This is a genomic window from Sandaracinobacter sp. T42, from assembly GCF_059115405.1.
Genome location: NZ_CM181101.1, coordinates 1330418 through 1354120 on the forward strand (window position 1 = coordinate 1330418; position 23703 = coordinate 1354120).

Sequence of the window (23703 nt, forward strand, 5' to 3'; positions counted from 1 at the left end):
CCCCATGCCCCCTGCCGGGCCTAGAGGCGGGCCATGGCATCCGCATATGTGATCGAAGGCCGGACGGGCCCGTGGGAACTGGTGATCGGGCTTGAGGTTCACGCCCAGGTCGTCTCCAACGCCAAGCTGTTTTCCGGCGCCGCAACGGCGTTCGGCGGCGAACCCAACAGCCAGGTCAGCCTTGTCGACGCCGCGATGCCCGGCATGCTGCCCGTGCTGAACGGCGAATGCGTGCGGCAGGCCGTCCGCACCGGCCTCGCGCTGGGCGCGAAGATCAATCGGTGGAGCCGGTTCGACCGCAAGAATTATTTCTACGCCGATCTGCCGCAGGGCTACCAGATCTCGCAATTCCAGCACCCGGTGGTGGGCGAGGGCGCGATCGACATCGAAACCGACGACGGCGAGAAGGTCACCATCGGGATCGAGCGCATCCACCTGGAACAGGATGCGGGCAAATCCGTCCACGACCTGTCGCCGGATCGCTCGTTCGTAGATCTCAACCGTTCCGGCGTGGCGCTGATGGAAATCGTCTCCAAGCCCGACATGCGCTCGCCCGCGCAGGCCGGCGCCTATGTCGCCGCGCTTCGGTCGATCCTCCGCGCGATCGGCAGTTGCGATGGCAACATGCAGGAAGGCTCGATGCGGGCGGATGTGAACGTGTCGGTCCGCAAGGCGGGCGCGCCGTTCGGCACCCGGTGCGAGATCAAGAACGTCAATTCCATCCGCTTCATCCAGCAGGCGATCATCTACGAAGCGCAGCGCCAGGTGGCGATTCTGGAAGATGGCGGCAGCATCCATCAGGAAACCCGCCTGTTCGATCCGGACAAGGGCGAAACCCGGTCGCTGCGCTCCAAGGAGGACGCGCACGACTACCGCTATTTCCCCGAGCCGGATCTGCTGCCGCTGGAACTGACAGAGGCCTTCATCGCGGAATGCCGCGCCAGCCTGCCCGAACTGCCCGCTGCGAAGCGCGCCCGTTACGAGGCGGACCTGGGCCTGACGCCCTATCTGGCCGGTGTGCTGACGGCGGATGCCGATGCGTCCGCCTGGTTCGAGGCGCTGCTGGCCGAAAGCGCCGCCCGGCAGGGGCGGCCCGCCGCGCAGGTCGCTGAAAAGGCCGCAAACTGGATGACGGGCGATCTGTTCGGTGCGCTCAACCGGCTGGGCCTGGACATCGCCGCCAGCCCCGTCACCCCGGCGCAGGGCGGGGAGCTGCTGGCGCTGATGGCCGACGGCACGCTGTCTGGCCCGCTGGCGAAGCAGGTGTTCGAAATCATGCTGGAAACGCGCGAGGATCCCGGTGCCATCGCCGAGGCGCGCGGCCTGAAGCAGGTGAGCGACACCGGCGCGCTGGAAGCGGCCATCGCGGACGTGATGGCGGCGAACGCGGACAAGGTGGCGGATTACCGGGGCGGCAAGGACAAGCTGTTCGGCTTTTTCGTGGGCCAGGTGATGAAGGCCAGCGGCGGTAAGGCCAATCCGGCGGTCGTGAACGAACTGCTGAAGAAGGCGCTGGGCTAGGCGCCGGCAAATCGTCTTGCAGATTGCCTCTTGCGCCGGACCTGTGCCGGTGCAATCCATAGGCATGCACAAGAATCTCGCCGCTTCGCTCGTCCTCGCCGCCATTCTTTCTGCGCCTGCGTTGGCGCAGGGAAAATCCGCAGATGCGCCGAAGGCGGATGCCGCCAGGGAAAAGGGCGCGGAAATCCCGCCCCCCACCGTGTCCGTCACCCGGCACACCGGCACCTTCGGCGGTCAGAAGGTCAGCTACACGGCGACGGCCGGCGAAACCTACCTCACGGATGAGAAGGGCAAGCCCACCGCCACTATCTTCTCCACCGCCTATGTGAAGGATGGGAAGGATCCGAACCGCCCGGTCACCTTCCTCTACAATGGCGGCCCCGGTTCGGGCTCGCTCTGGCTGCACATGGGCGCCTTCGGGCCGAAGCGTGTGGCCATCCCGAACGACGGCCGCGACGACGGCGCACCGCCCTATCCGATCGTCCACAATCCGTGGAGCCTTCTGGATGTGACGGACATCGTCTTCATCGATCCCGTCGGCACCGGTTTTTCCCGCGCGCTGGGCGATACGGATCCGAAGGAATTCTGGGGCGTCACCAAGGATGCGAAATCCATCGCCCAGTTCATCCGCAAGTGGCTGGATGCGAACGGCCGCTGGAACAGCCCGAAATACATCGGCGGCGAAAGCTACGGCACCACCCGTTCGGCAGCCCTCGTGAACGAGCTGGAAGGCACCTACAATGACGTGGCGCTGAACGGCATCATCCTCATTTCCACCGTGCTCGATTTCGGCCTCGGCTCCGAAGCGCCGGGGAACGAGATGGTGCATGTGACGAACCTGCCCTCCATGGCGGCCACCGCCCTCTATCATGGCAAGGTGGCGAACCCGCCCGCCAGCGTGGAGGCCTTTGTGGAGGAAGCGCGGCAGTGGGCGATCGGCCCCTATCTCACCGCGCTCGCCAAGGGCCAGAAGCTGACGGGGGCCGAACGCGCGGAAATCCGCACCCGGCTGTCCCGCTATACCGGCCTTTCCGAAGATTATCTGGAGAAGGCGGACCTGCGCGTGACCCCGGGCCGCTTCTACAAGGAACTTCTGCGCGACCGCGGGCTGACGGTCGGCCGGCTGGATGCGCGCTACACCGGCAAGGATTTCGACAGCGCCGGGGAAGAGCCTGACAACGACCCCAGCTTCTACGGCATCGACGCCAGCTACACGGCCGCGATGAATGCCTATGCTCGCGACGAGCTGAAATTTTCCCCCCCGCGCGATTACATCACCATCGGCGGCGTGCGCGACTGGGACTGGCGCATCGGCGGCCGCGACACCAACGCCTATCTGAACGTCACGCCTTATATCGGCCGGGCCCTGCGCGAGAATTCAGGCCTGCGCGTCTTCGTGGGGCAGGGCTGGTATGATTTCGCCACCCCCTTCTTCGCCGCCGAATATTCGCTCAGCCGCACCGGAATCCCGCAGGATCGCATCCAGTATCATTATTATGATTCCGGCCACATGATGTACGTGCGGGAGGCCGATCTGGTGAAGCTGTCGAACGACGTGCGCGGCTTCATCAAGGCGCAGAAGACAGGCCGCTGATCGACCGGCCGGATTGACCCGGCCGGCGCGGAAGCGGGGCGCACCTCGTGGCCCCGCTCCGGCGGCCTATCGCCCCACCCACTCCGCCCGGGGGATGCCCTGCGCCCACAGCAGGCTCGTCAGGTCGCCCACGCGCACGGCGGCGTCGGCAGCGGCCGCCGCCCTGGGCTTTGCGTGATAGGCGATCCCAAGCCCGGCGGCTTCCAGCATCGGGATGTCGTTCGCGCCATCGCCCACGGCCAGTGTGGCCGTGGCTTCCAGCCCCAGGGCATCGCGTTCGGCCAGCAGGGTGGCCCGCTTCACGGCGGAATCGACGATCGGCTTTTCAACCGTGCCCGCCAGCCGCCCGTCCGCGATGCGCAGCACATTCGCCACCTGCCGCTGAAATCCGATCCGCGCCGCGACTTCGCCGGTGAATGCGGTGAAGCCGCCTGAAATCAGAACCGTGCGCGCGCCCAGCGCGTTCATGGTGCCGATCAGGGTGCGTGCGCCGGGCATCAGGGTGATGCGCTCGTCCAGGCAGCGGCGGATGGCGCCGGCATCCAGCCCGGCCAGCGCCGCCACACGGGCATCCAGCGCCGCCTCGAAGTCCAGCTCGCCCAGCATGGCGCGTTCGGTGATTGCGGCGATCTCGGCCTTCAGTCCGGCGAAATCGGCCAGCTCGTCGATGCATTCCTGCCCGATCATGGTCGAATCCATGTCGGCCACAAGCAAGGCCTTGCGACGCGGGCCGGCCGAAGATTGCACCACCACGTCCAGATGGGGCAGGGCGCTTTCCAGCGCGGCGCGTGCGGCCGGTGCCGACAGCCCGCGAAGGATCAGGTCGGTCGCGTGCGGCGGATCCACCGCCACTTCGGCGCTGGGAATGCCCCCCGCATCGGCGACGGCTGCGCTTGCAGCGGCGACATCCGCCTGCGACAAGCCGCCGGGCGAAATCAGGGTGGCGATCAGGGCGTCGGGAACGGTCATGAAACGGAACAGGCCTCCGCTGGCCGTCATTGCAGGGCCAACCGCCAGCGGCAAGTCCGCACTCGCGCTGGCGATGGCGGCGCGGGAAAATGGCGTGATCATCAACGCCGATGCCAGCCAGGTCTATGCCGATCTTCCCATCCTGTCGGCCGCCCCGACGGCCGCCGAACAGGCATCGACGCCCCACCGCCTGTTCGGCGTGATCGACGGGGCCGAAACCTGCACGGCCGCGCGCTGGGCGGCGCTGGCGCGGGCGGAAATCGCATCTGCCCATGCGGCAGGGCGGCTGCCGATCCTGGTGGGCGGCACGGGCCTCTACCTGCGCACCCTGCTGGACGGCATCGCCCCCGTGCCCGCGATTCCGGCCGATGTGCGCGCCGCCGTTCGCGCGCTGCCGGCCGCGCAGGTCCGCGCTGCGCTGGAGGCCGAGGATCCATTGATGGCCGCCCGCCTCCATTCCAACGATGCCCAGCGCAACGCCCGCGCGCTCGAGGTGATCCGCGCCACTGGCCGTTCGCTCGCCGGCTGGCAGGCGGCACCGCCCGAGGGCGGGTTGCTGCCGCAGGTCGATCTGCGGCCCCTGGTGGTGGAGGTTCCGCGCGAAATCCTTGTCGCCCGCATCGACGCGCGCGTCGATGCGATGTGGCGGGCAGGTGCGCTGGAAGAGGTGCGACACCTTGCCGCGCGGGGGCTTTCGCAATCGTTGCCGGTGATGCGCGCGATCGGCGTGCCGCCGCTGCTCGCCCTTCTTCGCGGCGATCTGGACGAAGCTGCCGCACTGGCGCGCTGGCGTCTTGATACCCGCCAATATGCCAAGCGCCAGGCCACCTGGGCCCGCAACCAGACGGGCGGATGGCCGCGCCTGCAGCCCGCCTGACGATCCGCAGGCCGGGGAATTTACAATTCCTCACGGTTAACGACCTGAAAATCCGTTAGTTGCTCCCCATATCAGCCGTATTGGAACGGCAAGAAAGACAAGTGAGCATCATGGCACAACGCACTCTCGCAGCCCTTGGCGGCCTTTTGCTGGCAGCGCAGCCTGCGCTGGCCGCAGCGCCCGTCGGCGATCCGCTCGCCGGGCTTCAGGCCATGCGCGAACTCAACGCGATCGTGCTGGGCGATACGCAGGGCTGGCTGGCCGTTCAGGGCAAGACCTTCGTGGCCGGCGACGTGAAGAACGGCGGAGAATTCGGCATCGGCAATGCGGCGAAGGGCGCCGCCGTGTCCGATCGCGCCACGCTCACGGTGGGCGGAAAGATCCAGAACTACACGCGCCTCCAGAACGGCGCCAACGGCGCGGCCGGTTCTGTCGGCACCCCGGCCGGCATCCTGGTCGGCGGCAATGTCAGCCAGCTTGATCTCGCCACCAGCAACGCGACCGTGAAGGTGGGCGGCACCATCGCCAACACCACCGGGTCGTCGGGCAGCACGATCGAATCCGGCGGAGCCGGCCATGGCTATCTGAACGCCAACGGCGGCACGATCACCACGAACAAGGGCGCCGCCTTCACGGCTGGCCTGCAAGGCGGCATCAATTCCGAAGCGACGAATCTGGAGACGAACCTGACGTCGCTGTCCGCCTCGCTGTCGGGGCTCGGCACCACGGCCGGCAACAGCAGCGCCAACAGCTATGGTGCCTGGACGTTCAACGCCGTCAGCGACGGCACCGGCAAGAGCGTGTTCAACCTGACGGAAGCGGCCTTCAGCGGCTGGCAGTGGACGCTGAACGTGGCCGATCCGACGCTCACCGTGATCTTCAACGTCTCGGGCGACGGCAGCTACAACTGGAACAGCGCGCTCGCCGGCGCGTTCGCGGGCATGTCGGACAAGATCATCTGGAATTTCGGCGACGCCACCAAGCTGGACATCAGCCAGGCTGTCTACGGCTCCATACTCGCGCCGCTCGCCAAGGTGGGGGCCAATTCCGCCCTCAACGGCAGCGTCGTCGCCGGAGAGCTGAAGGCCAGCAGCGGGGTGAACCTCGGCACCTATGCCGGTGGCAACCTCGGCTTCGGAGAGCCCGAGGCTGTTCCCGAACCCGCAACCTGGGCGATGCTGATCTCGGGTTTCGGCCTGGTCGGTTTCATGATGCGCCGTCGCAATCGCGGCATCGCGCGCGCCAGCGCCTGAAGCGTCTAACGCCGCCGCGCCCACCAGAGGGTCGCGGTGGCGCCTGCCCCCAGCATTGCCAGCAGCGCGCCGGAATAAAGCCCAGCGCGCGGCTTTGCCGTATCCGTCAGCCAGGCGTCCAGGTTCACGCCCAGGGTCGCCAGCATCACCCCGGTGAACAGCGCCCAGCCCGCCGCCTGCAGTGCGGGCCCCGCGCGCGGGCCGGCAATCGCCAGCGCCAGCAATAGCCCGCCCGCCACCAGATCGTCCCAGGCCTTCGGCTGCGCCAGCAGTGATTCGCCACGCCGCGCCAGCTCCCCCGCCAGCAGCGCGCAGCCCACCAGCGCGCCCAGAATTCGCATGAATCGCATCATCGACGCACAAGTTTGGACATAAAAGAATATCCAAGGACCATAATTCGCAATCCTGTTTCGCTTCCAGCGTTGACAGTCGCGGGCGGCCTGCCTATTCCGCGCCCTCCACATCGAACAGCATCACGAAGGAAGCATGCCATGCAAGGCCGGGAACAGAGCGGGGCCGACATCATCGTCCGGGCGCTCGTCGATCTGGGCGTGGACACCATCTTCGGTTACCCCGGCGGCGCGGTGCTGCCCATCTATGATGCGTTGTTCCGGCAGAAGCAGATCCGGCACATCCTCGTCCGCCACGAAGCGGGGGCCGTGCACGCGGCCGAAGGCTATGCCCGCTCGACGGGAAAGCCGGGCGTTGTGCTTGTCACCTCCGGCCCGGGGGCCACGAACGCGGTCACCGGCATCGCCGACGCCCTTCTCGATTCCATTCCGCTGGTGGTGCTGACAGGTCAGGTGGCAACCCATCTGATCGGCTCGGACGCCTTCCAGGAGTGTGACACGGTCGGCATCACCCGCCACTGTTCCAAGCACAATTATCTCGTGAAGGAGACATCGCGTCTCGGTCCCGTCATCCACGAGGCCTTCCACATCGCGACAACCGGCCGCCCCGGCCCGGTGGTGGTGGACATCCCAAAGGATGTTCAGGTCGCGACTGCGCGCTATGAAAAGCCCGCGCGCATCGAGCACAAGACCTACCGCCCCCGTGTGAAGGGCGATCTCGCCGCGATCGAAGCTGCGGTGGAGATGCTGTCCGTGGCCGAACGGCCCATCCTCTACATCGGCGGCGGTGTCATCAATTCCGGCCCCGGCGCCTCGCAGTTGCTGAAGGATCTGGCCCGGATCACCAAGGCGCCCGTCACGTCCACCCTGATGGGCCTCGGCGCCTTTCCCGCCTCCGATCCGCAGTTCCTGGGCATGCTGGGCATGCACGGCACCTATGAAGCCAACATGGCCATGAACCAGTGCGATCTGATGCTGTGCCTCGGTGCCCGCTTCGATGATCGCGTGACAGGCCGGCTGGATGGCTTCAGCCCGCACAGCCGCAAGATCCATGTCGATATCGATCCGTCCAGCTTCAACAAGACGGTGCGAGTTGACCTGTGCATCGAAGGCGATGTCGGGCATGTGATGGAAGACATGGTGAAGCTGTGGCGCGCGCGGGGCCACCAGGCCCAGCCGCAGGATGACTGGTGGGCCCGCATCAAGGGCTGGCGCGCCCGCAACAGCCTGGCCTTCACGCAGGAAGGCCCGAAGATCCAGCCGCAGCACGCCATTCGTCGCCTGTGGGAAGCCACGCACAAGTTGAACCCCATCGTCTCGACAGAGGTGGGCCAGCACCAGATGTGGGCCGCCCAGCATTTCGATTTCGAAAAGCCCAACAAGTGGCTGACTTCGGGCGGCCTCGGCACCATGGGCTATGGCCTGCCCGCCGCCATCGGTGCGCAGCTGGGCAATCCGAAAAGCCTCGTGATCGACATCGCGGGGGAAGCCTCGATCCAGATGAACATCCAGGAACTGGGCACCGCCACCCAGTACCGGCTGCCGGTGAAGCTGTTCGTGCTGAACAACGAATATATGGGCATGGTCCGCCAGTGGCAGGACCTGACGTATGAAGGACGCCACTCCCACAGCTATTCGGATTCGCTGCCCGATTTCGTGAAGCTGGCCGAAGCCTATGGGTGGAAGGGAATCCGCATCGAAACGGTGGACCAGCTTGATCAGGGCATCTCCGACATGCTGGCGCATGACGGCCCGGTCTTCGTGGACTGCCATGTGGAACAGCATGCCAACTGCTTCCCCATGATCCCGTCGGGGGCGGCCCATACCGAAATGCTGCTGGGGCCGGATCAGGTCGCCGGCAAGGTCGACAAGTCTGCGGAGGCGCTCGTCTGATGGCCGCTCGTGTGAAGAACCTGTTCCCCGAAGAGCCTGTGGAACGCCACACGCTGTCCATCCTCGTCGACAACGAGGCGGGCGTGCTGGGCCGCATCACCGGCCTGTTTTCGGCGCGCGGCTACAACATCGAAAGCCTGACCGTCGCAGACGTGACGCAGGACGAAAGCGTCAGCCGCATCACCATCGTCACGTCTGGCCCGCGCCGCGTGATCGATCAGATCCGCGCCCAGCTCGATCGCCTCGTGCCGGTGCATTCCGTCACCGACCTGTCCGAACTCGGGCCGTTCGTGGAGCGCGAACTGGCGCTGGTGAAGGTGGCCGGCGTCGGGGAGAAGCGGGTGGAGGCGCTGCGGCTGGCCGATATCTTCCGCGCCCGCCCGGTGGACACCACCACGCAGAGCTTCGTGTTCGAGATTTCCGGTTCCACCCAGAAGGTGGACCAGTTCATCGAACTGATGCGCGAAGTCGGCCTCGTCGAAGTCGCCCGCGGCGGCGTTGTCGCCCTGTCGCGGGGCGCTGCCGCCCACTGATCCCTTTCATCGCCCCGGGCCTGATCCGGGGCTCCGCTCAAACCTCCCGAAGGACCAATCAATGCGCGTTTATTATGATGCCGATGCCGATCTGGCGCTGGTGCAGGCCAAGAAGATCGCCATCGTCGGCTATGGCAGCCAGGGCCATGCCCATGCCCAGAACCTCCGCGATTCGGGCGTGAAGGACGTGGCCATCGCGCTCCGCCCCGGTTCGGCCACGGCCGCCAAGGCCGAAGCCGCAGGCTTCAAGGTGCTGTCCAACGCCGAAGCCGCCAAATGGGCCGACATCGTGATGATCCTCGCCCCCGATGAACATCAGGCCGCCATCTACGCCGATGATCTCGCCGCCAATCTGAAGCCGGGCGCCGCGCTCGCCTTCGCCCACGGCCTCAACGTCCACTTCGGCCTGATCGAGCCGCGCGCCGACCTCGACGTGATCATGATCGCGCCCAAGGGCCCCGGCCACACGGTGCGTTCCGAATATGTGAAGGGCGGCGGCGTGCCCTGCCTCGTCGCCATCGCGCAGGATGCCAGCGGCAACGCCATGGATCTTGCCCTGTCCTACGCCTCCGCCGTCGGCGGTGGCCGTTCGGGCATCATCGAAACCAACTTCCGCGAGGAATGCGAAACCGATCTGTTCGGGGAACAGGCCGTGCTGTGCGGCGGCATCACCCACCTGATCCAGGCCGGGTTCGAAACGCTGGTCGAAGCCGGCTACGCGCCGGAAATGGCCTATTTCGAATGCCTGCACGAAACCAAGCTGATCGTGGACCTGCTGTATGAAGGCGGCATCGCCAACATGCGCTATTCCATCAGCAACACCGCCGAATATGGCGACATCACCACCGGCCCGCGCATCATCACCGATGAAACCAAGGCCGAAATGAAGCGCGTGCTGGCCGATATCCAGGCCGGTCGCTTCGTGAAGAACTTCATCCTGGACAACCGCGCCGGCCAGCCCGAGCTGAAGGCGGCCCGCAAGCAGGCCGCCGCCCACCCCATTGAAAAGGTCGGCTCCGAACTGCGCGCGATGATGCCCTGGATCGCCAAGAACAAGCTGGTGGACAAGGCGAAGAACTGAGCCCGCCGAACCGGGTGAACGGCAGGGCCCCGTGCAACTGCCGTTCATCCGTGCCAGCTAAGGGGCGGGGGCCTACAGGAGAACCGCCATCCTCGCTCTCACCCTGCTGCTCGCCGCCGCCGCCACCGCCTCGCCACAGGGCGGGGCAGGGGGCGCACAGGCGCAACTTTTCATCGCCCCGTCCGGCGAGCCCTTCCGCGCCGCAGCCGGCGCACCCTATCCCGTGGCGGCCTGGTTCGCCGGCGCGGACGCGGATGCGGACGGCCGCCTGTCCCGCGCGGAATTCCTGGCGGATGCGAACCGCTATTTCACCCTGCTGGACAGCAACGGCAACGGCCAGCTCGATGCGGCAGAGGTGGACGCCTATGAAGCCGGCGTCCTCGCACCTTTAAGCCAGCGGCGCGGCTCCGGCGGCCCGCCCCTGGGCGCGGGTGCTGGCGTCCCAACGTCCGGCGCAGACGGCTCGCCCCCCACCGGCAGCCGGATCGCGCGCCGTCCCGGCGGGCGTTATGCGGGCATGCCCGTCGGCGCGGGGATGTACGGCCTCATCAACAGCCCCCACCCGGTGAAGGCCGCGGATCGAGACATGAACAGCCGCGTGGACAAGGCGGAATGGGCGCGGACCCTGTCGGATCGCTTCACCATGCTGGATACGGCGAAGCTGGGCCATTTGCTGCCGGAAGCCCTGCCGAAAACCCCCGCGCAGCAGCGTCTCGAAGCCTCCGGCAGTCGGCGCTGACCGGTCAGGCCGCTGCCGGTTGCGGCTCCGGCCGCCGCCACAGGATCGCCACCAGCAGCGTGCCCACGGCAACCGGCACCAGCATCGAAAGATAGCCCTGGCTGCCCACGCCCGTGTCGAACACGCGGCCCGCGATCCAGCTGGACAGCGCCTGCGCCGGCGCCGTCGCCAGCGCCATGAACATCATCTGTGCCGTGGGGGTGCGATCATCGCCCCACATCTGCTGGATGCCCCGCATCGCGCCCAGGAAGGTGCAGGCGAAGCTCATCGCGTGCAGCGCCTGCAACGCGATCAGCAGCGGCAGACCCGGTGCGCTCGCCATCAGCGCCCAGCGCAGCAGCGCCCCCGCGCCGCCGATCACCATCAGGGTCGAAGGGCGCACATGCTCGATTCGCGGCGCCACCAGCATCAGGAACAGGGCCTCCACGATCACGCCGAAGGCGAAGATCCACCCCGCGAGCGTGGCGGAAATGCCCAGCTCGTCGATCCACAGCTTGGTGCCGAAGATGTAATAGAATTGGTGTCCCGCCTGGATCAGCCCGCAGCCGAACATCAGCAGCGCGAATTCGGGCCGCTTCACCATCGCCAGCCCGTCCGCCAGTCGCTGGCCGAAGGGCGGTTGCGCCACCCGGTTCACCGGCTCGGCCGCCATCGTCATGCTGGCCCCCAGCAGACCGGCCGTCGTCAGCGCCAGCCACCACCAGATGCCCACATTCCCCAGCCAGTCCACCAGCATGCCCGTCGCCACATTGCCCACCACGAACGCGAGCGAGGCAAGCCCTCGCGCCAGCCCGTAGTTCGGGATCTGGTGCGGGCGGCACAGCCGCAGCAGCGCGGCTTCAAGGAAGGCGATCATCGCCCAGAAGGTCACCTCGATCGCGAAAGCGAAGGCGAAGGTCACCGAAAACAGGTTCGAAAACCACAGCGCCCCCAGCGCCAGCAGGGAAATCGCCGCCAGCAGCTGGATGGGCGCGCGCCGGTCCTTCCGGCCATCCGCCCAGGCGCTCGTCAGCGGCCCGGCCACGATCCGCCCGATTCCCGCCAGAGAGATCACGAGGCCCAGCTGCTCGCCGGTGAATCCCCGCGCCTCGATCAGCCAGATCGGGAACCACTGGATCAGCCCGCCGAAGGCCGCATAGAACAGACAGGCGGCGAGCATCGCGCGGGACGCGCGAAGGTTGAACGTGCGCGACGCGCGGACATTGGAGGTGGCCATGGGCCCAACCTCAAGCACGGTTGCACCGGGCCCGCAAGCGGGCCATCAGGCGGTCAAACGGGAAAGGGAGAGGATATGGGCAGTTTGTTCGACATGAGCGGCCAGGTGGCCGTGGTGACGGGTTCTTCGCGCGGCATCGGCAAGGCGATCGCGCACCGCATGGCGGAACATGGCGCAAGCGTCGTGATTTCCAGCCGCAAGCAGGACGCCTGCGAAGCCGTGGCGGCCGAAATCAACGCGGCGGTGGGCCGCGACGCGGCTGTCGCGAAGGCCGCCAACATCAGCTCGAAGGAAGCGCTGCAGGAGCTGGCCGATTTCGCGCTGGGGAAGTTCGGCAAGGTCACGGCGCTGGTCTGCAACGCCGCTTCCAACCCCTATTTCGGCCCGATGTCAGGGATTGCGGACGAACAGTTCGTGAAGATCCTGATGAACAATGTGGTGTCGAATCACTGGCTGATCCAGGCGCTGGCGCCCCAGATGCTGGAAAGGGGCGAAGGCTCCGTCACGATCGTCAGTTCGATCGGCGGGCTCAAGGCCTCCACCGTGATCGGGGCCTACAACATCTCCAAGGCGGCGGATCTGCAACTGGCCCGCAACCTGTCGGCCGAATTCGGGCCGAAGGGCGTGCGGGTGAACTGCATCTGCCCGGGCCTCATCAAGACGGATTTTGCCCGCGCGCTCTGGGAAAACCCGGATATCCTGAAGCAGGCGACAGCCGGCAGCAGCCTGAAGCGAATCGGAGAGCCGGACGAGATCGCAGGCATGGCCGTCTTCCTCGCCTCAAAGGCGGGCGCCTTCACCACGGGGCAGGCGATGGTGATCGACGGCGGCGCCACGATCGTCTGATCGGCCCCGTCTGGCCCTTCCGGATATGAAAAGGGGCCGGATAGGAAAAGGGGGCGAAGCCTGGCAGCTCCGCCCCCTTTCTGCTGGGCTGTTGGCCGCCTCAGGCGGAAACGGAAACCGTCCGGCGGCGGCGCATGGCGCTGCCCACCAGGCCGAAGCCCGCAATCATCATCGCCCAGGTGGCGGGCTCGGGAACCACGTCCCCGCCCTCACCGGTCTGGTACAGCACGAAGCCCGAGCTGCCCTTGGTGGCAAACGGGATGGTCGTCGTGCCGGCGCCCGCGTCGAACTTGTAGAAGGCCGTCGCATTGCCCAGAACGCTGCTGTTGCCGAAGTGGATACCGAAGATGGTGATCCCCTTCATCAGCGGCGCCGGCGGCGACGTCACGTCTGCACCGTTCAGGCTGTCGATCTTGAAGAAGCTGTTGAAATCGAAGTCTGTGGTGTCGAAGCCCAGCGACTCCAGCGCAGCCTTCTGGGTATCAACCCCGTTCTTGCTGTTGTTCAGGACGTTCTTGTCATAGCCGCCCGCGCACGAGATGTAGGTGAAGGGCGCATCGAACACCCCAGCCGTCCCGCAGTTGTTGAAGTTCACGGCAACAGCCGCCGACGCGCCGGACGCGGCAAACAGCGCTGCGCAGGCAACAGCGCCCGCCATCAGAAATTTCTTCATGGTTCCAACCCTCAAAATGCCCCCCGGGATATGGACCAAGCAACAAGTCCACATATCGGGATCAGCCCCTGAGCCACATCCATCCATTATGGACGCAGTAGAGCATGCGGTGAATGTAGCACATCCACTGCCCGAATTTGAAGGTCAAAAATGGTTAACGGGTGTGTTGCGACCCCGTTTGCAAGAAATTTTTACATTGGTTTTCCGCTCTTTGCGGCGGCTTGGTCTTCAGTCCTTTCCAATACTGTCAAAATATTGATTCCCAGCCACTTTCCGGCGCAGGGCAAAACCCACCGCGCCGAATCCGGCAATGAAAAGGGCCCAGGTGGCCGGTTCCGGCGCAGGCTCCGGGCTGACGGCCGTCATGCTCAGAACCGCTTCCTGGGGAATATCCTTCTTCACATGCGATTCCTGCCATCGCACATAGAGATTGCTCAGCGTGACCACGCTTTGCGGCTGGCCGAAGCTCAGCCGGAACCAGCCGGTCGTGCTGTCGCCGGCCTTCAGCCCGCCCCCCGTGCTCTGCTGGCAATCGCCAGTCCCGGCCGACATGAAGCACAGGTCCGTCGCATAGCCGGCGGTCACCTGGCCCGATCCCTCGCGGTCGAACATCCCGGACGAAAGGGAGCCCGTCACGGCGTCATCCACGTTGAAGCCGAAGCCGTTGATCCGGGCCTTGCCGAAGGCGCCGCTCGCCTGATTCTCGACCTTGTAGGCGAAATACCAGATATTGCCCGAAGCCTGGAACAGGCTCAGCGTCAGCTTCGCATCCAGCTGATCCGTTCCGGCCACCTGGCTGAAATCGGCCGGATTCATCAGCCCTTCGAACGTCAGCGCCTGAGAAGCCGGCTGGCCCAGCCCGAAGCTCACGGCCGCACGGGCAGGCGCCGCGAACGGGCCCATGGCCATCAGGGCAGGCGCAACAAGCGCGGGGATCAGGAAGCGAGCGACCATATTCCTTGTTATTCGTTCGTGATCGGTTCTTTGACCGACAAGGTTGATTAACCGATTTCACGAGCCAGATAAAGTGCAGCAATTGTAAACTGTTCGGGAAAGCCCTTCGGCCCTCAGCGGCGGTCGTAGAACAGCTTCGCCATCCGGCCGAACAGCTCGAGGGCATTCGGGGCCTCGGTGCTGCCGCTCCATTCCCGCCAGGCCGTGTCCACGTTCACCGCGATCCGCTCGGCATCCTTCCAGCCGGCATAGCGCCCCAGCCCGATGTCCAGCGCAGCCTCCTCCGGCCCCATGCCCACCGTGAAGCGCGAAACCGCCTCCTCCGAAACGAAACGCAGGTAATCGGCCACTTCCCGCACGCCGGACAGATCCGTCAGCGGCCCGTGGCCGGGCACGATATGCTCGGGGTTCATCGCCTCGATCAGGTCGCAGGCCGCGATCCAGTTCGAAATCGGCCCCGCCCACACGATCGGCGTGCCCTCGATGAACAATATGTCGCCGGTAAAGACCGTGGATGCGTCCGGCACATGCACGATCACATCGCCTGCCGTATGCGCCGGACCCACTTCCAGCAGCTGCACGCGGTGCTGGCCCACGTCCAGGCTGGCGTGGCCCGAAAAGGTGCGGGTCGGCGCCCGGTGCCGCACGCCGGCGAAATCGAAGGGCGCGAAGATTTCCGCGAAATAGCGCCCCGCTTCCCCCAGTTGCCCCGCACCGCCGGCTGCCTTCAGCTGAGCCAGCATTTCCGGCGGGAAGGCCTCCATTTCCCGCGCACTTGCCTCGCTCGCCACGATCTCCGCATGGGTCAGCAGCGCATTCCCATGGGTGTGGTCGCCATTTGCATGGGTGTTCACAACGGTGTCGATCGAATCGCGCCGCACGGCGCAACTCGCCTCCATGGCGCGCAGCATCTCGTCGGTCAGCGCCTCGTCGAACAGCGTGTCCACCAGCGCGGCTTCCCCGCCGCCGGTAATCAGCCCGGCGTTGGAAAACCCCCAGCCGCCATCCGGCTGCAGCCAGGCCCACAGCCCGCCGCCCAGGTCGGTCAGCCCCTTCGCATAGGCCATTCAGCCGTCCTTCTTCGCCTGCGCCTTCTTCGTCTGCTGCGAAACGGAGCCGATCTTCGCGCCCGGCACCTTCGTCGTGCGCTTGCTGCTGGGGATGCTGGCCTTGCCGGCGGAAGCCGTGGGCGTGTTGGCCGGCCGCCTGCTGCCGGCCGCCCGCTTGCGCGCCAGCGCCCGGTGCTGGGATTCCACGATGATCTCGCGCGCGGCGGCGATCTCGCGCCGCTCCTTCTCTGAGTTCACGCGCCGGATGGCCTGCGCGAACACCTGCTTGCGCCGCTTCGGCCGTTCATGGGTGCCCGGAAAGCTGCCGCCGCGCGGCTCGGCCTTGCCCTGCGCGATCCGGCGCTTGGTGTGGCTCAGATCCCGCTGCTTGTCGTGCAGGGTGCGAAGCCGGCTGCGCGCGGCCGAAAGATCCTTGTCCGACAGCGACTTGATTTCGGGCTGGTGGGTGCTTTCCACCAGTGTCCATTCCTCATGATCCAGCAGCGCCCGCTCAGCCTTGCGATTGATCGACATTCATCCACTCCCGTTCCTCGTCCCGTCCGGCAGTGTGCGCCGGGCATCCGCCCCGCGCAAGCGCGCAGTCCCGGCGCGGCGCGCCTCAGGGGCGCATCGCCGCCCACAGCGCCAGCGCCTGCCGCGTCTCGGCCACGTCATGCACGCGCAGCCAGGCCACGCCCGCCTCCGCCCCGCGCAGCGCGATCGCCAGGCTGCCCGGCAGTCGGTCCTCCACCGGCGCCGGCCCGGCAACACCCGGGATCAGCGATTTGCGGCTGGCGCCCAGCAGCAGCGGAACCCCCAGCACCCGGAAGGCTTCCAGCCGCCGCAGGATGTCCAGATTGTGCGCCAGCGCCTTGCCGAAACCGATCCCCGGATCGGCGATGATCCGCCCGCGCGCGATTCCCGCCGCTTCCGCCACCGCGATCCGCCGCTGCAGCGCCGCGATCACTTCGGCCGCCGGGTCGTCATAGCGGGCCAGGCCCTGCATCGTCTGCGGATTGCCCGGCATGTGCATCAGCACCACGTCCGCCGTGCCGGCCGCCGCGACGGACAGGCTGTCCGGATCGCCCGCCAGCGCGGTCACGTCGTTCAGCATCACCGCGCCCGCCGCCAGCGCCTGCCGCATCACCTCGGCCTTCATCGTGTCGATGGAAACCGCCACCCCTGCCTTCGCCAGCGCCACCACCACCGGGATGGTCCGCTGCAGTTCCTCCTCCAGCGGCACTGGCGTCGCCCCCGGCCGCGTGCTTTCCCCGCCCACGTCGATGATGTCGGCCCCGGCCTCCCGCAGGGCCATCCCGGCCGCCACCGGGTCCGCATGGCGGCCGCCGTCGGAAAAACTGTCCGGCGTCACGTTCAGGATCCCCATGATCCGGGGCAGGGCCGGCGCCATCGTCAGGCCGGATAGTGCAGCAGGCTCAGGGGCTCCACGCCCTGCGCCCTCAGGCGGGCGGCGCCCGGCAGCCCGTCCAGTTCCATCACGAACAGCGCGCGGGCCACTTCGGCCCCGGCCTTGCGCAGAAGGGCAACAGCCGCTTCCGCCGTGCCCCCGGTTGCCAGCACATCATCCACCAGCAGCACCCGCGCGCCTGCCGGCACGGCATCCGCGTGCAGTTCCAGCCGGTCGGCGCCATATTCCAGCGCATAGTCATGGCCGATCGTTTCAGCAGGCAGCTTGCCCGGTTTGCGAACGATCACCATTCCCGCGCCCGTCAGCTGGGCCAGCGCGGCCCCGAACAGGAAGCCGCGCGCCTCGATCCCCGCGATCAGGTCGAAGGCGCCGGCCCGTTCGGCAAGTGCGGCCGTCGTCGCCTGAAAGGCGGGGCCGTCGGCCAGCAACGGGGTCAGATCCCGGAACAGGATTCCGGGCTTCGGGAAATCGGGCACCATGCGGATATGGGCGGCGATCCTGTCCAGCATCCTGTCCTTCCCGCTCAGGCAAACAGACGGGGCGCAATCGCGCGCAGATGCGCGGCGGCTTCCGCCGGCCAGGCGCTGCGCGGGGTCACGATGGCATGATCCAGCGCCCGTTCCCAGCCTTCGCGGCTGGGCAGCGTCAGCGGCTGCCGCGCCAGCCGCGCGCACAGCGCCGCCACCAGCAGCTGCGAACGGGTGCGGTTCGCGGCCATCACGTCCAGCACGGCGGCCGTCGTCACGGTTTCCGCCGACCAGCTGTCGAAGTCCGTCACGAAGGCGGCCACTGCATAGGCCATCTCCGCCTCCCGGGCGAGCGCGGCTTCCGGCATTGCCGTCATCCCCACGATGTTCAGCCCCTGCGCCTTCGAAAGCCGGCTTTCGGCGCGGGTCGCGAACCGCGGGCCCTCGATCGCCAGATAGGTGCCGCCCCCCTTCGCCGGCGCGCCGATGGCGGTGGCGGCTTCCAGCAGGGCGTCGGCCAGTTCGGTCGCGATCGGGTCGGCAAGGCTGACATGGGCGACCAGGCCGCCGCCGAAGAAGCTGGCGGCCCGCCCCTGTGTGCGGTCCACGATCTGGTGCGGCACCGCAAGCGTGCCCGGCGGCAGCGCCTCGTCGAAGCTGCCGCAGGCGGAAACGGCCAGGATGGCGGTGCAGCCCCTTGCCTTCAGCGCGGCGATGTTTGCGCGATAGTTGATTTCGCCCGGCGCGATCGAATGATGCGGCCCGTGCCGGGGCAGGAACACCACCGGCAGCCCTTCCAGCCGCCCCTCCACCAGCGCGTCGGATGGCCAGCCCCAGGGCGTCTCCTGGGATATCCGGTGCGCCGCCGCCAGCTGGGGCAGGGCATAGAGCCCGCTGCCGCCGATGATGCCAAGCTTCATGGGCCCCCTCCTACTTCGCCGGCGGCGCGTCGAACAGGGCGTTCAGATAGCTGGCCAGCCGGAACCCGCCCTTCGAAAGCTGCCGGCGCAGCGTGTCGTTGTGCTGGAACACATAGGCATAGCGAAGGTCTGGTTCGGCGGGATAGAGGGTCTCCCGAACGGCGATGCTGTCGGCGATCCACTGCTGCGGATCCGGGCTTGACCAGTCCCGCATCTGCTGCGGGGTCGCGGCGGCCAGCAGCCAGTCCGTCCATTCGCTGTAGGACAGGTTCTGGTTCTCGATCAGCAGCGTATCCCACACCGTGTGCAGGTTGGTCGGATCGCCGAAGAAGCTCACCTTCACGTCATTGCCGCCCCGGTCGCCTTCGCGCCCCACATGCAGCGGCTGGGAAAGATCGCCCACGATATGGATCACGAAGCGCAGCGCCGCCTGCCGGTCGGCAAGGCTTTCCTTCGGGTTTGTCAGCACCCCCGAAAAATGCGTGAGCGCGGTCGCGGCGTCGCCTTCGGGCGGCGCCCCGGAATAGCCCTTGCCCACGGGAATCGTCACATAGTGCCAGGGAACGGAGTGCTTCTGCCAGAAGGGATCGGGTGCCGAGCGCATGAAATCCGGCCAGGTCGAGGCTTCGGCCAGGCTCTCCGTGCCGAGGATCTCCTTCACGGCTGCCCGGGCCTTCGGGGAGAGGTGCCGGTCCGCGACGGCCCCGGTCACGCGGTGGCCATTCTGACCCCAGGCCAGCGCCGGGGCGGGGGCCAGCGCCGGGGCAAGCAGCAGCAGGGCGATCACTAGTCGTCTCATTCAGATCTTCTCCAGGGCCTGGGCGAAATCGGCAATCAGGTCGTCCGCATCCTCCACGCCGATGGAGATGCGGACAAGATTGTCGCTGATTCCCAGCGCGGCCTTTCGCGCATCGGGAACGGAAAGATGGGTCATCGCGGCGGGCGCGGAAGCCAGCGTCTCGGTGCCGCCCAGGCTGACCGCCAGCTTGGCGATCCTGAGCGCGTCCAGAAAGGCGAAGGCCTCCCGCTCGCCGCCCTTCAGATAAAGCGAGAAGGTGGAACCAGCCCCCGTGCAGTGCCGGCGATAGATGTCCCCCTGCGAAGATGGATCATCGGCCAGGAAGCCGAGGTAGCCGACATGCTCGACCTTGGGGTGCCCGCGCAGGAATTCACACACCTTCGCGGCGTTCTCGCCGGCGCGGCTCATCCGCAGTTCCAGCGTCTCCAGGCTGCGCAGCAGCATCCAGGCGGTGTTGGGATCGGTGATGGTGCCCACCGTGTTGCGCATCATGCGGATTGGCGTGATCAGCCGCTCGGCGCCAACCACGGCCCCCGCCACAAGATCGGAATGGCCGCCGGCATATTTCGTCAGGCTGTAGATCGAAAGGTCCGCGCCATGCGCCAGCGGTTGCTGCCACAGCGGGCCGAGGAAGGTGTTGTCGATGGCGATGGGCGGGCCCTCTGCCCCGAACTCGGCGTCGCGCGCCCGTCGCACCGCCTGCACGTCCACCAGCGCATTGGTCGGGTTCGCCGGACTTTCCAGATAGATCAGCGCCACCCGCCCCTTCGCCTTCGCCGCTGCCAGAACGGCCGCGATCTCCGCCTCGGAACTGCCCGCCGGGAAATCCAGCCAGCCCACGCCGAACTTGCCCAGGATGCGGCCGATCAGCGTTTCGGTTGCGGCATAGAGCGGCCCGGAATGCACGATCATGTCGCCCGGCTGGCAGAAGGTCAGCAGCAGCGTGGCGATCGCCGACATGCCGGATGAAAAGCTCAGCGCGCCTTCGGCATTCTCCCAGATCGCCAGCCGGTCTTCCAGGATCTCCTGGTTGGGGCCGTTGAAGCGGGAATAGACCAGGCCGTCGGCCCCGCCGGGCCGCTTGCCGGTCACGCCCTCGAAGTGGCGCTTGCCGGCAGCCGCCGATTCGAACACGAAGGTGGAGGTCAGGAAGATCGGCGGCTTCAGTGCCCCTTCCGACAGGGACGGGTCATAGCCATGGCCCATCATCAGCGTGGCCGGCTTCAGCCTGTGATTGCCGATGGCAAGGATGCCGGGCCTGGGGCGGCGGCGGTTTCCGGCGCCGCCGGGATCGCTGTCATTGTCCATCGCGTCCTCCTCGTGGCGGCAACTTTAGGCCCGGCCCGTTTCATTTGCACGTGCCCGATGCCTGCCACGGATTCCTTGCGCGAACCGCCGAAGCGGCCGATAGTCCAGCGGCAACAGCAGGGGAACATGAAGATGAGCGGAAACCTGATCGAAGCACTTGGCGGGCTGGGCGGGCTCCAGCAGATCGCCAGCGAACTGGGCGTGGATCAGCAGACCGTGGCGACCGGGGCGGCCGCCCTGCTGCCGGCGGTGCTGGGCGGCTTCAAGAAGCAGGCCCAGGCGCAGCCCTCCGGCCTTGATGGGCTGGTGGGCATGCTGGGCGGCATGGGCGGCGGCGGACTCCTGGATGCGGTTCTGTCCCCGCAGGCGACGCCCGTCGACCAGGGCAACCAGGTGTTGGGCCAGATCTTCGGTACGCCCGATGTCAGCCGCGCCGTCGCCGGTCAGGCCTCGGCCAGCACCGGCATCAGCCCCGATCTCCTGAAGAAGCTGCTGCCGATCGTCGCCATGGCGGCGGCCGGCATGATGGCGAAATCCGCCAGCGCCGGCACCCCGCAAGGCGGCGGCGGGCTCGGCGGCCTGCTGGGCCAGGTGCTGGGCGGCCTCGGCGGCGGCCAGCCGGCAGCGGCCGGGGGGCTGGGCGGCCTCGCCTCGATGCTCGACCTCGACGGGGATGGAAACCCGCTGGACGACATCATGGGAATGGCTTCGAAACTTACCCGTTAAAGGGCATCGTCCCCGGCGGCCGCCTGCAGCCGCTGTTCCTCCAGCACCTGCAGGGTGAAGAGGATGGCGCGGGTCTCGCCGTCGGGGATTCCATCCACCAGCGTCTGCCGGAACCGTTGCTGGAACGCGCGGGTGGCCGCCGGCAGGTCCGCGATGTCATAGCCGAAGCGTTCCAGCGCCAGCCCGAACGCCCCGTCCGGCCAGCCCGGATCGGCCAGCAGCCTGTCGGGCCGGGCGAGTGCGATGCGGTGCTGGGCCAGGCGCGGCCAGTCGAACAGTTCGCCCGGATCCTGCTTGCGGGTGGGCGCGATGTCGGCGTGGCCGATCACGTCCGCCCGGTCGATGCGGTGCCGGACGCTCAGCGTCGCCACCAGACGGATCACCTGCCGCATCTGCACGTCGGGGAAGCGGCGGTATCCCCATTCATGCCCGGGGTTCTGGATCTCGATCCCGATCGAGCTGCTGTTGATGTCGGCTTGTCCGCGCCAGAGGCTGGCGCCTGCGTGCCAGGCACGGTCCAGTTCCTCCACCATCTGCACGATTCGCCCGTCCTCATGGACAAGATAGTGGGAAGAAACGCCCGATTCCGGATTGCACAGCCAGTCCACTGCTGCTTCGCCGTCCTCCATCCCGGTGTAGTGCAGGATGATCTGCCGGATCGGTCGCTGCCCCTCGGGCACGACACGGGCGTTGTAATTGGGCGAAGGCCGCCATTCGATCTCGTCTGCAAGCCTCATCGTTCTTCCGCCTTCTTCGCCGTGCGGACCCGGCCGCGCCCGGAATTCGCGGCCAGAAAGAGGCTCGCTTCGCATGCCGCCGGCCTCATCGCTCTTCCGCCTTTTTCGCCGTGCGGAGCCGGCCGCGCCCGGAATTCGCGGCCAGAAAGAGGCTCGCTTCGCATGCCGCCGGCCTCATCGCTCTTCCGTCTTCTTGGCCGTGCGAAGCGTTATGATCGCAACCCCCGCCAGCGTCAGCGCCCCGCCCAGCCACATCATCGGCGTTACGGGCGTTCCATACACCAGCGTCGCGAAAACGACCGCCAGCAATGGTGTCGGCAGGGTGAAGGGGGTGATCAGGGTGACGGGATAGCGCTGCACCAGCCAGCTCATGCCCGCATGTCCGATCAGCGAGGCGCCGACCGCCGAATAGACGATCCAGCCGAAGGCCGGCAGCGGCACATCCTTAAGCCCGGCCACGCCGCCCGGCTCCAGCCACCAGCTCGCCGCCAGAAGGAACGGGATCGATACAAGCGCCTGCCAGCCATAGATGTTGAAGATGGGAATGCCCGTCAGCCGCTTGAACATCAGGTTCCCCGCCGCCCAGCACGCAGATGCGCCGAAGGTCAGCAGGATGCCCAGCCGCTCGTCCACGATGCGCGGGTCGAACACCAGCAGCATCACCCCCGCGATCGCCAGCACGATGCCCAGCGTCCGTTTCCAGGCGATGCGCTCCCCGTCGATCAGGATCGCCAGCAGCAGCGACAGCGGCACCCCAAGCTGCCCCGCGATGGCGAGTGCCGACAGATTGGTCGTCACCTGATAGCTGTAGCCGCCCAGCCCGAACTGGATCGCGCCCGTCACCAGCCCCGTCAGCAGCAGCAGCCCCATCCGGCCGGGCACGACCCTCACGGAAGAGGCGCAGACCGCGAACACCACCATGTAGCGCAGCGCCACCGCCAGCAGCGGCGGCATTGCCAGCACCGATTCCTTGATCGCGACGATGTTGAACGCCCACAACAGGTCGATCACCAGGATGAACAGGATGTGCTGCGGGCGCATCGCGTCAGGCCGCCTGCTTCATCAGCTTCGCATAGGCGTCGTTGATGGTCGCCATGCGGGCTTCGGCCACGCGGATGAATTCGGGCGGGGTTCCTTCCGCGATGTGCCGGTCCGGGTGATGTTCGCGCACCAGCCGGCGATAGGCGGCGCGGATGTCCGCGTCGGGCGATCCGGGGGCCACCCCCAGCACCGCCCAGGGGTCGTCCGCGCTCAGCGGCACATAGCGTGCCTGAATCGCCACCCACTGGCGCGGGCTGAAACCCATCAGCCCGGCCATCCGTTCCAGGAATTTGATCTCCGCCGGATGCACGCCGTCGACCGTCGCGATCATCAGCAATGCCTCCAGCAGATCCTCCAGCACCGGTGATCCCGGCCCCAGCAGCTCAGCCGCCTGCTTCGCATAGGCTTCCGCCCCGTCGGCTGACTGGCTCGCCAGCCGATAGAAGCGCCGCATGTTCTGCTGTTCCTCTGCCGGCACATGGAACAGCCGCTCGAAGGCCTGCGCCTCCCGGTCGGACGCGTGCCCGTCCGCCTGCGCCATCTTCGCCGCAAGCGCGATGGCCGCGATGGTGAAGGCCACCTGCCGCCGCTGGGGGTTCTGCGCGCGCGCGGCCCGAACCCGTTCCACGGCCATGCCGATGGCTGCGCCCGCAAGTGCACCCAACGGCCCGCCGAGCGCCAGCCCGACGGCGCTACCCATTAACAGCGCCCAGATCGTCATTCCATCG

Annotated in this window: 24 protein-coding genes and 1 pseudogene; 10 read left to right on the forward strand and 15 right to left on the reverse strand. The window is 67.2% G+C overall.

The features are described 5' to 3' along the window. Window positions 1-33 precede the first annotated feature (33 nt). Both gatB and ACW9TV_RS06390 read left to right on the forward strand, forming a co-directional pair. A complete protein-coding gene (gene gatB, locus ACW9TV_RS06385; RefSeq protein ID WP_494302674.1) occupies window positions 34-1521 on the forward strand; it encodes an Asp-tRNA(Asn)/Glu-tRNA(Gln) amidotransferase subunit GatB in 1488 nt (495 codons plus the stop codon). A gap of 64 nt (window positions 1522-1585) precedes the next feature. After that, window positions 1586-3115, forward strand: coding sequence for a S10 family peptidase (locus tag ACW9TV_RS06390; RefSeq protein WP_494302675.1), 1530 nt, complete (start codon window positions 1586-1588; stop codon window positions 3113-3115). A gap of 66 nt (window positions 3116-3181) precedes the next feature. Here the strand turns inward: ACW9TV_RS06390 and serB are convergent, their stop codons facing one another. Then, a complete protein-coding gene (serB, locus tag ACW9TV_RS06395; RefSeq protein WP_494302676.1) occupies window positions 3182-4084 on the reverse strand; it encodes a phosphoserine phosphatase SerB in 903 nt (300 codons plus the stop codon). Here serB and miaA point away from each other — a divergent pair. Beyond that, on the forward strand, window positions 4083-4961 hold the full coding sequence (miaA, locus tag ACW9TV_RS06400; RefSeq protein WP_494302677.1) for a tRNA (adenosine(37)-N6)-dimethylallyltransferase MiaA: 879 nt from the start codon (window positions 4083-4085) through the stop codon (window positions 4959-4961). The two genes, serB and miaA, sit on opposite strands and share 2 nt — an antisense overlap. Before the next feature lie 110 nt (window positions 4962-5071). Continuing rightward, entirely contained in the window at window positions 5072-6214 is a 1143-nt protein-coding gene (locus ACW9TV_RS06405; protein WP_494302678.1) for a collagen-binding domain-containing protein, read from the forward strand. 5 nt (window positions 6215-6219) lie between these two features. Here the strand turns inward: ACW9TV_RS06405 and ACW9TV_RS06410 are convergent, their stop codons facing one another. Further along, on the reverse strand, window positions 6220-6564 hold the full coding sequence (locus ACW9TV_RS06410; protein WP_494302679.1) for a hypothetical protein: 345 nt from the start codon (window positions 6562-6564) through the stop codon (window positions 6220-6222). A gap of 141 nt (window positions 6565-6705) precedes the next feature. Between ACW9TV_RS06410 and ACW9TV_RS06415 the strand changes: the two genes are divergently transcribed. The 4 genes from ACW9TV_RS06415 to ACW9TV_RS06430 all read left to right on the forward strand — a co-directional run bounded on the left by ACW9TV_RS06415 (window position 6706) and on the right by ACW9TV_RS06430 (window position 10810). After that, entirely contained in the window at window positions 6706-8457 is a 1752-nt protein-coding gene (locus ACW9TV_RS06415; RefSeq protein ID WP_494302680.1) for an acetolactate synthase 3 large subunit, read from the forward strand. Beyond that, entirely contained in the window at window positions 8457-8990 is a 534-nt protein-coding gene (ilvN, locus tag ACW9TV_RS06420; RefSeq protein WP_494302681.1) for an acetolactate synthase small subunit, read from the forward strand. Before ACW9TV_RS06415 ends, ilvN begins: the two co-directional genes overlap by 1 nt. Before the next feature lie 61 nt (window positions 8991-9051). After that, window positions 9052-10071 (forward strand): ketol-acid reductoisomerase, encoded by a 1020-nt coding sequence (gene ilvC, locus ACW9TV_RS06425; protein WP_494302682.1) that lies wholly within the window; start codon window positions 9052-9054, stop codon window positions 10069-10071. 223 nt (window positions 10072-10294) lie between these two features. After that, window positions 10295-10810: an EF-hand domain-containing protein gene (locus ACW9TV_RS06430; RefSeq protein ID WP_494302683.1), complete on the forward strand. Its 516-nt coding sequence runs from the start codon at window positions 10295-10297 to the stop codon at window positions 10808-10810. Window positions 10811-10814: 4 nt separating this feature from the next. On the opposite strand, the gene ACW9TV_RS06435 is transcribed toward ACW9TV_RS06430, so the two are convergent. Further along, the gene (locus tag ACW9TV_RS06435; protein WP_494302684.1) at window positions 10815-12026 is read right to left on the reverse strand and encodes an MFS transporter; all 1212 of its coding nucleotides are present in this window, start codon (window positions 12024-12026) and stop codon (window positions 10815-10817) included. A 75-nt stretch (window positions 12027-12101) separates the two neighbouring features. On the opposite strand from ACW9TV_RS06435, the gene ACW9TV_RS06440 reads away from it, so the two are divergent. Further along, window positions 12102-12872, forward strand: coding sequence for an SDR family NAD(P)-dependent oxidoreductase (locus ACW9TV_RS06440; RefSeq protein WP_494302685.1), 771 nt, complete (start codon window positions 12102-12104; stop codon window positions 12870-12872). A gap of 100 nt (window positions 12873-12972) precedes the next feature. On the opposite strand, the pseudogene ACW9TV_RS06445 reads toward ACW9TV_RS06440, so the two are convergent. The 9 genes and pseudogenes from ACW9TV_RS06445 to ACW9TV_RS06485 all read right to left on the reverse strand — a co-directional run. Beyond that, window positions 12973-13077 (reverse strand): annotated as a pseudogene (locus ACW9TV_RS06445) (PEPxxWA-CTERM sorting domain-containing protein); the annotation flags it as partial. 696 nt (window positions 13078-13773) lie between these two features. Then, complete coding sequence (locus ACW9TV_RS06450; protein WP_494302686.1) at window positions 13774-14499, reverse strand: cistern family PEP-CTERM protein; 726 nt, start codon at window positions 14497-14499, stop codon at window positions 13774-13776. A gap of 113 nt (window positions 14500-14612) precedes the next feature. Continuing rightward, window positions 14613-15566, reverse strand: coding sequence for an MBL fold metallo-hydrolase (locus ACW9TV_RS06455; protein ID WP_494302687.1), 954 nt, complete (start codon window positions 15564-15566; stop codon window positions 14613-14615). Continuing rightward, on the reverse strand, window positions 15567-16082 hold the full coding sequence (locus tag ACW9TV_RS06460) for a hypothetical protein (protein ID WP_494302688.1): 516 nt from the start codon (window positions 16080-16082) through the stop codon (window positions 15567-15569). It abuts the gene before it with no gap. 85 nt (window positions 16083-16167) lie between these two features. After that, the gene (folP, locus tag ACW9TV_RS06465; RefSeq protein ID WP_494302689.1) at window positions 16168-16935 is read right to left on the reverse strand and encodes a dihydropteroate synthase; all 768 of its coding nucleotides are present in this window, start codon (window positions 16933-16935) and stop codon (window positions 16168-16170) included. Window positions 16936-16961: 26 nt separating this feature from the next. Next, window positions 16962-17486: an adenine phosphoribosyltransferase gene (locus ACW9TV_RS06470; RefSeq protein ID WP_494302690.1), complete on the reverse strand. Its 525-nt coding sequence runs from the start codon at window positions 17484-17486 to the stop codon at window positions 16962-16964. Window positions 17487-17500: 14 nt separating this feature from the next. Further along, complete coding sequence (locus tag ACW9TV_RS06475; protein WP_494302691.1) at window positions 17501-18364, reverse strand: MTAP family purine nucleoside phosphorylase; 864 nt, start codon at window positions 18362-18364, stop codon at window positions 17501-17503. 10 nt (window positions 18365-18374) lie between these two features. Next, window positions 18375-19163, reverse strand: coding sequence for a S1/P1 nuclease (locus ACW9TV_RS06480; RefSeq protein ID WP_494302692.1), 789 nt, complete (start codon window positions 19161-19163; stop codon window positions 18375-18377). Continuing rightward, entirely contained in the window at window positions 19164-20471 is a 1308-nt protein-coding gene (locus ACW9TV_RS06485; RefSeq protein ID WP_494302693.1) for a cystathionine gamma-synthase family protein, read from the reverse strand. Window positions 20472-20603: 132 nt separating this feature from the next. Between ACW9TV_RS06485 and ACW9TV_RS06490 the strand changes: the two genes are divergently transcribed. Next, window positions 20604-21197 (forward strand): DUF937 domain-containing protein, encoded by a 594-nt coding sequence (locus tag ACW9TV_RS06490; protein WP_494302694.1) that lies wholly within the window; start codon window positions 20604-20606, stop codon window positions 21195-21197. Here ACW9TV_RS06490 and ACW9TV_RS06495 read toward each other — a convergent pair. From ACW9TV_RS06495 to ACW9TV_RS06505, 3 genes are all read right to left on the reverse strand, one after another. Continuing rightward, window positions 21194-21934, reverse strand: coding sequence for an N-acetylmuramoyl-L-alanine amidase (locus tag ACW9TV_RS06495; protein ID WP_494302695.1), 741 nt, complete (start codon window positions 21932-21934; stop codon window positions 21194-21196). The genes ACW9TV_RS06490 and ACW9TV_RS06495 overlap by 4 nt on opposite strands. A gap of 174 nt (window positions 21935-22108) precedes the next feature. Further along, entirely contained in the window at window positions 22109-22975 is an 867-nt protein-coding gene (locus ACW9TV_RS06500; protein WP_494302696.1) for a DMT family transporter, read from the reverse strand. Between the two features lie 4 nt (window positions 22976-22979). After that, window positions 22980-23675 carry a TerB family tellurite resistance protein gene (locus tag ACW9TV_RS06505; protein ID WP_494302697.1) on the reverse strand — a complete coding sequence of 232 codons (696 nt, stop codon included), beginning with the start codon at window positions 23673-23675 and terminating at the stop codon, window positions 22980-22982. Window positions 23676-23703: the final 28 nt, after the last annotated feature.

What these genes read in the sequence shown, in the direction of transcription:
- gatB (WP_494302674.1), top strand. Translation starts at nt 34, where the DNA reads ATGGCATCCGCATATGTGATCGAAGGCCGGACGGGCCCGTGGGAACTG.
- ACW9TV_RS06390 (WP_494302675.1), top strand. Translation starts at nt 1,586, where the DNA reads ATGCACAAGAATCTCGCCGCTTCGCTCGTCCTCGCCGCCATTCTTTCT.
- miaA (WP_494302677.1), top strand. Translation starts at nt 4,083, where the DNA reads ATGAAACGGAACAGGCCTCCGCTGGCCGTCATTGCAGGGCCAACCGCC.
- serB (WP_494302676.1), bottom strand. Translation starts at nt 4,084, where the DNA reads ATGACCGTTCCCGACGCCCTGATCGCCACCCTGATTTCGCCCGGCGGC.
- ACW9TV_RS06405 (WP_494302678.1), top strand. Translation starts at nt 5,072, where the DNA reads ATGGCACAACGCACTCTCGCAGCCCTTGGCGGCCTTTTGCTGGCAGCG.
- ACW9TV_RS06410 (WP_494302679.1), bottom strand. Translation starts at nt 6,564, where the DNA reads ATGCGATTCATGCGAATTCTGGGCGCGCTGGTGGGCTGCGCGCTGCTG.
- ACW9TV_RS06415 (WP_494302680.1), top strand. Translation starts at nt 6,706, where the DNA reads ATGCAAGGCCGGGAACAGAGCGGGGCCGACATCATCGTCCGGGCGCTC.
- ilvN (WP_494302681.1), top strand. Translation starts at nt 8,457, where the DNA reads ATGGCCGCTCGTGTGAAGAACCTGTTCCCCGAAGAGCCTGTGGAACGC.
- ilvC (WP_494302682.1), top strand. Translation starts at nt 9,052, where the DNA reads ATGCGCGTTTATTATGATGCCGATGCCGATCTGGCGCTGGTGCAGGCC.
- ACW9TV_RS06435 (WP_494302684.1), bottom strand. Translation starts at nt 12,026, where the DNA reads ATGGCCACCTCCAATGTCCGCGCGTCGCGCACGTTCAACCTTCGCGCG.
- ACW9TV_RS06440 (WP_494302685.1), top strand. Translation starts at nt 12,102, where the DNA reads ATGGGCAGTTTGTTCGACATGAGCGGCCAGGTGGCCGTGGTGACGGGT.
- ACW9TV_RS06450 (WP_494302686.1), bottom strand. Translation starts at nt 14,499, where the DNA reads ATGGTCGCTCGCTTCCTGATCCCCGCGCTTGTTGCGCCTGCCCTGATG.
- ACW9TV_RS06455 (WP_494302687.1), bottom strand. Translation starts at nt 15,566, where the DNA reads ATGGCCTATGCGAAGGGGCTGACCGACCTGGGCGGCGGGCTGTGGGCC.
- ACW9TV_RS06460 (WP_494302688.1), bottom strand. Translation starts at nt 16,082, where the DNA reads ATGTCGATCAATCGCAAGGCTGAGCGGGCGCTGCTGGATCATGAGGAA.
- folP (WP_494302689.1), bottom strand. Translation starts at nt 16,935, where the DNA reads ATGGGGATCCTGAACGTGACGCCGGACAGTTTTTCCGACGGCGGCCGC.
- ACW9TV_RS06470 (WP_494302690.1), bottom strand. Translation starts at nt 17,486, where the DNA reads ATGCTGGACAGGATCGCCGCCCATATCCGCATGGTGCCCGATTTCCCG.
- ACW9TV_RS06475 (WP_494302691.1), bottom strand. Translation starts at nt 18,364, where the DNA reads ATGAAGCTTGGCATCATCGGCGGCAGCGGGCTCTATGCCCTGCCCCAG.
- ACW9TV_RS06480 (WP_494302692.1), bottom strand. Translation starts at nt 19,163, where the DNA reads ATGAGACGACTAGTGATCGCCCTGCTGCTGCTTGCCCCGGCGCTGGCC.
- ACW9TV_RS06485 (WP_494302693.1), bottom strand. Translation starts at nt 20,471, where the DNA reads ATGGACAATGACAGCGATCCCGGCGGCGCCGGAAACCGCCGCCGCCCC.
- ACW9TV_RS06490 (WP_494302694.1), top strand. Translation starts at nt 20,604, where the DNA reads ATGAGCGGAAACCTGATCGAAGCACTTGGCGGGCTGGGCGGGCTCCAG.
- ACW9TV_RS06495 (WP_494302695.1), bottom strand. Translation starts at nt 21,934, where the DNA reads ATGAGGCTTGCAGACGAGATCGAATGGCGGCCTTCGCCCAATTACAAC.
- ACW9TV_RS06500 (WP_494302696.1), bottom strand. Translation starts at nt 22,975, where the DNA reads ATGCGCCCGCAGCACATCCTGTTCATCCTGGTGATCGACCTGTTGTGG.
- ACW9TV_RS06505 (WP_494302697.1), bottom strand. Translation starts at nt 23,675, where the DNA reads ATGGGTAGCGCCGTCGGGCTGGCGCTCGGCGGGCCGTTGGGTGCACTT.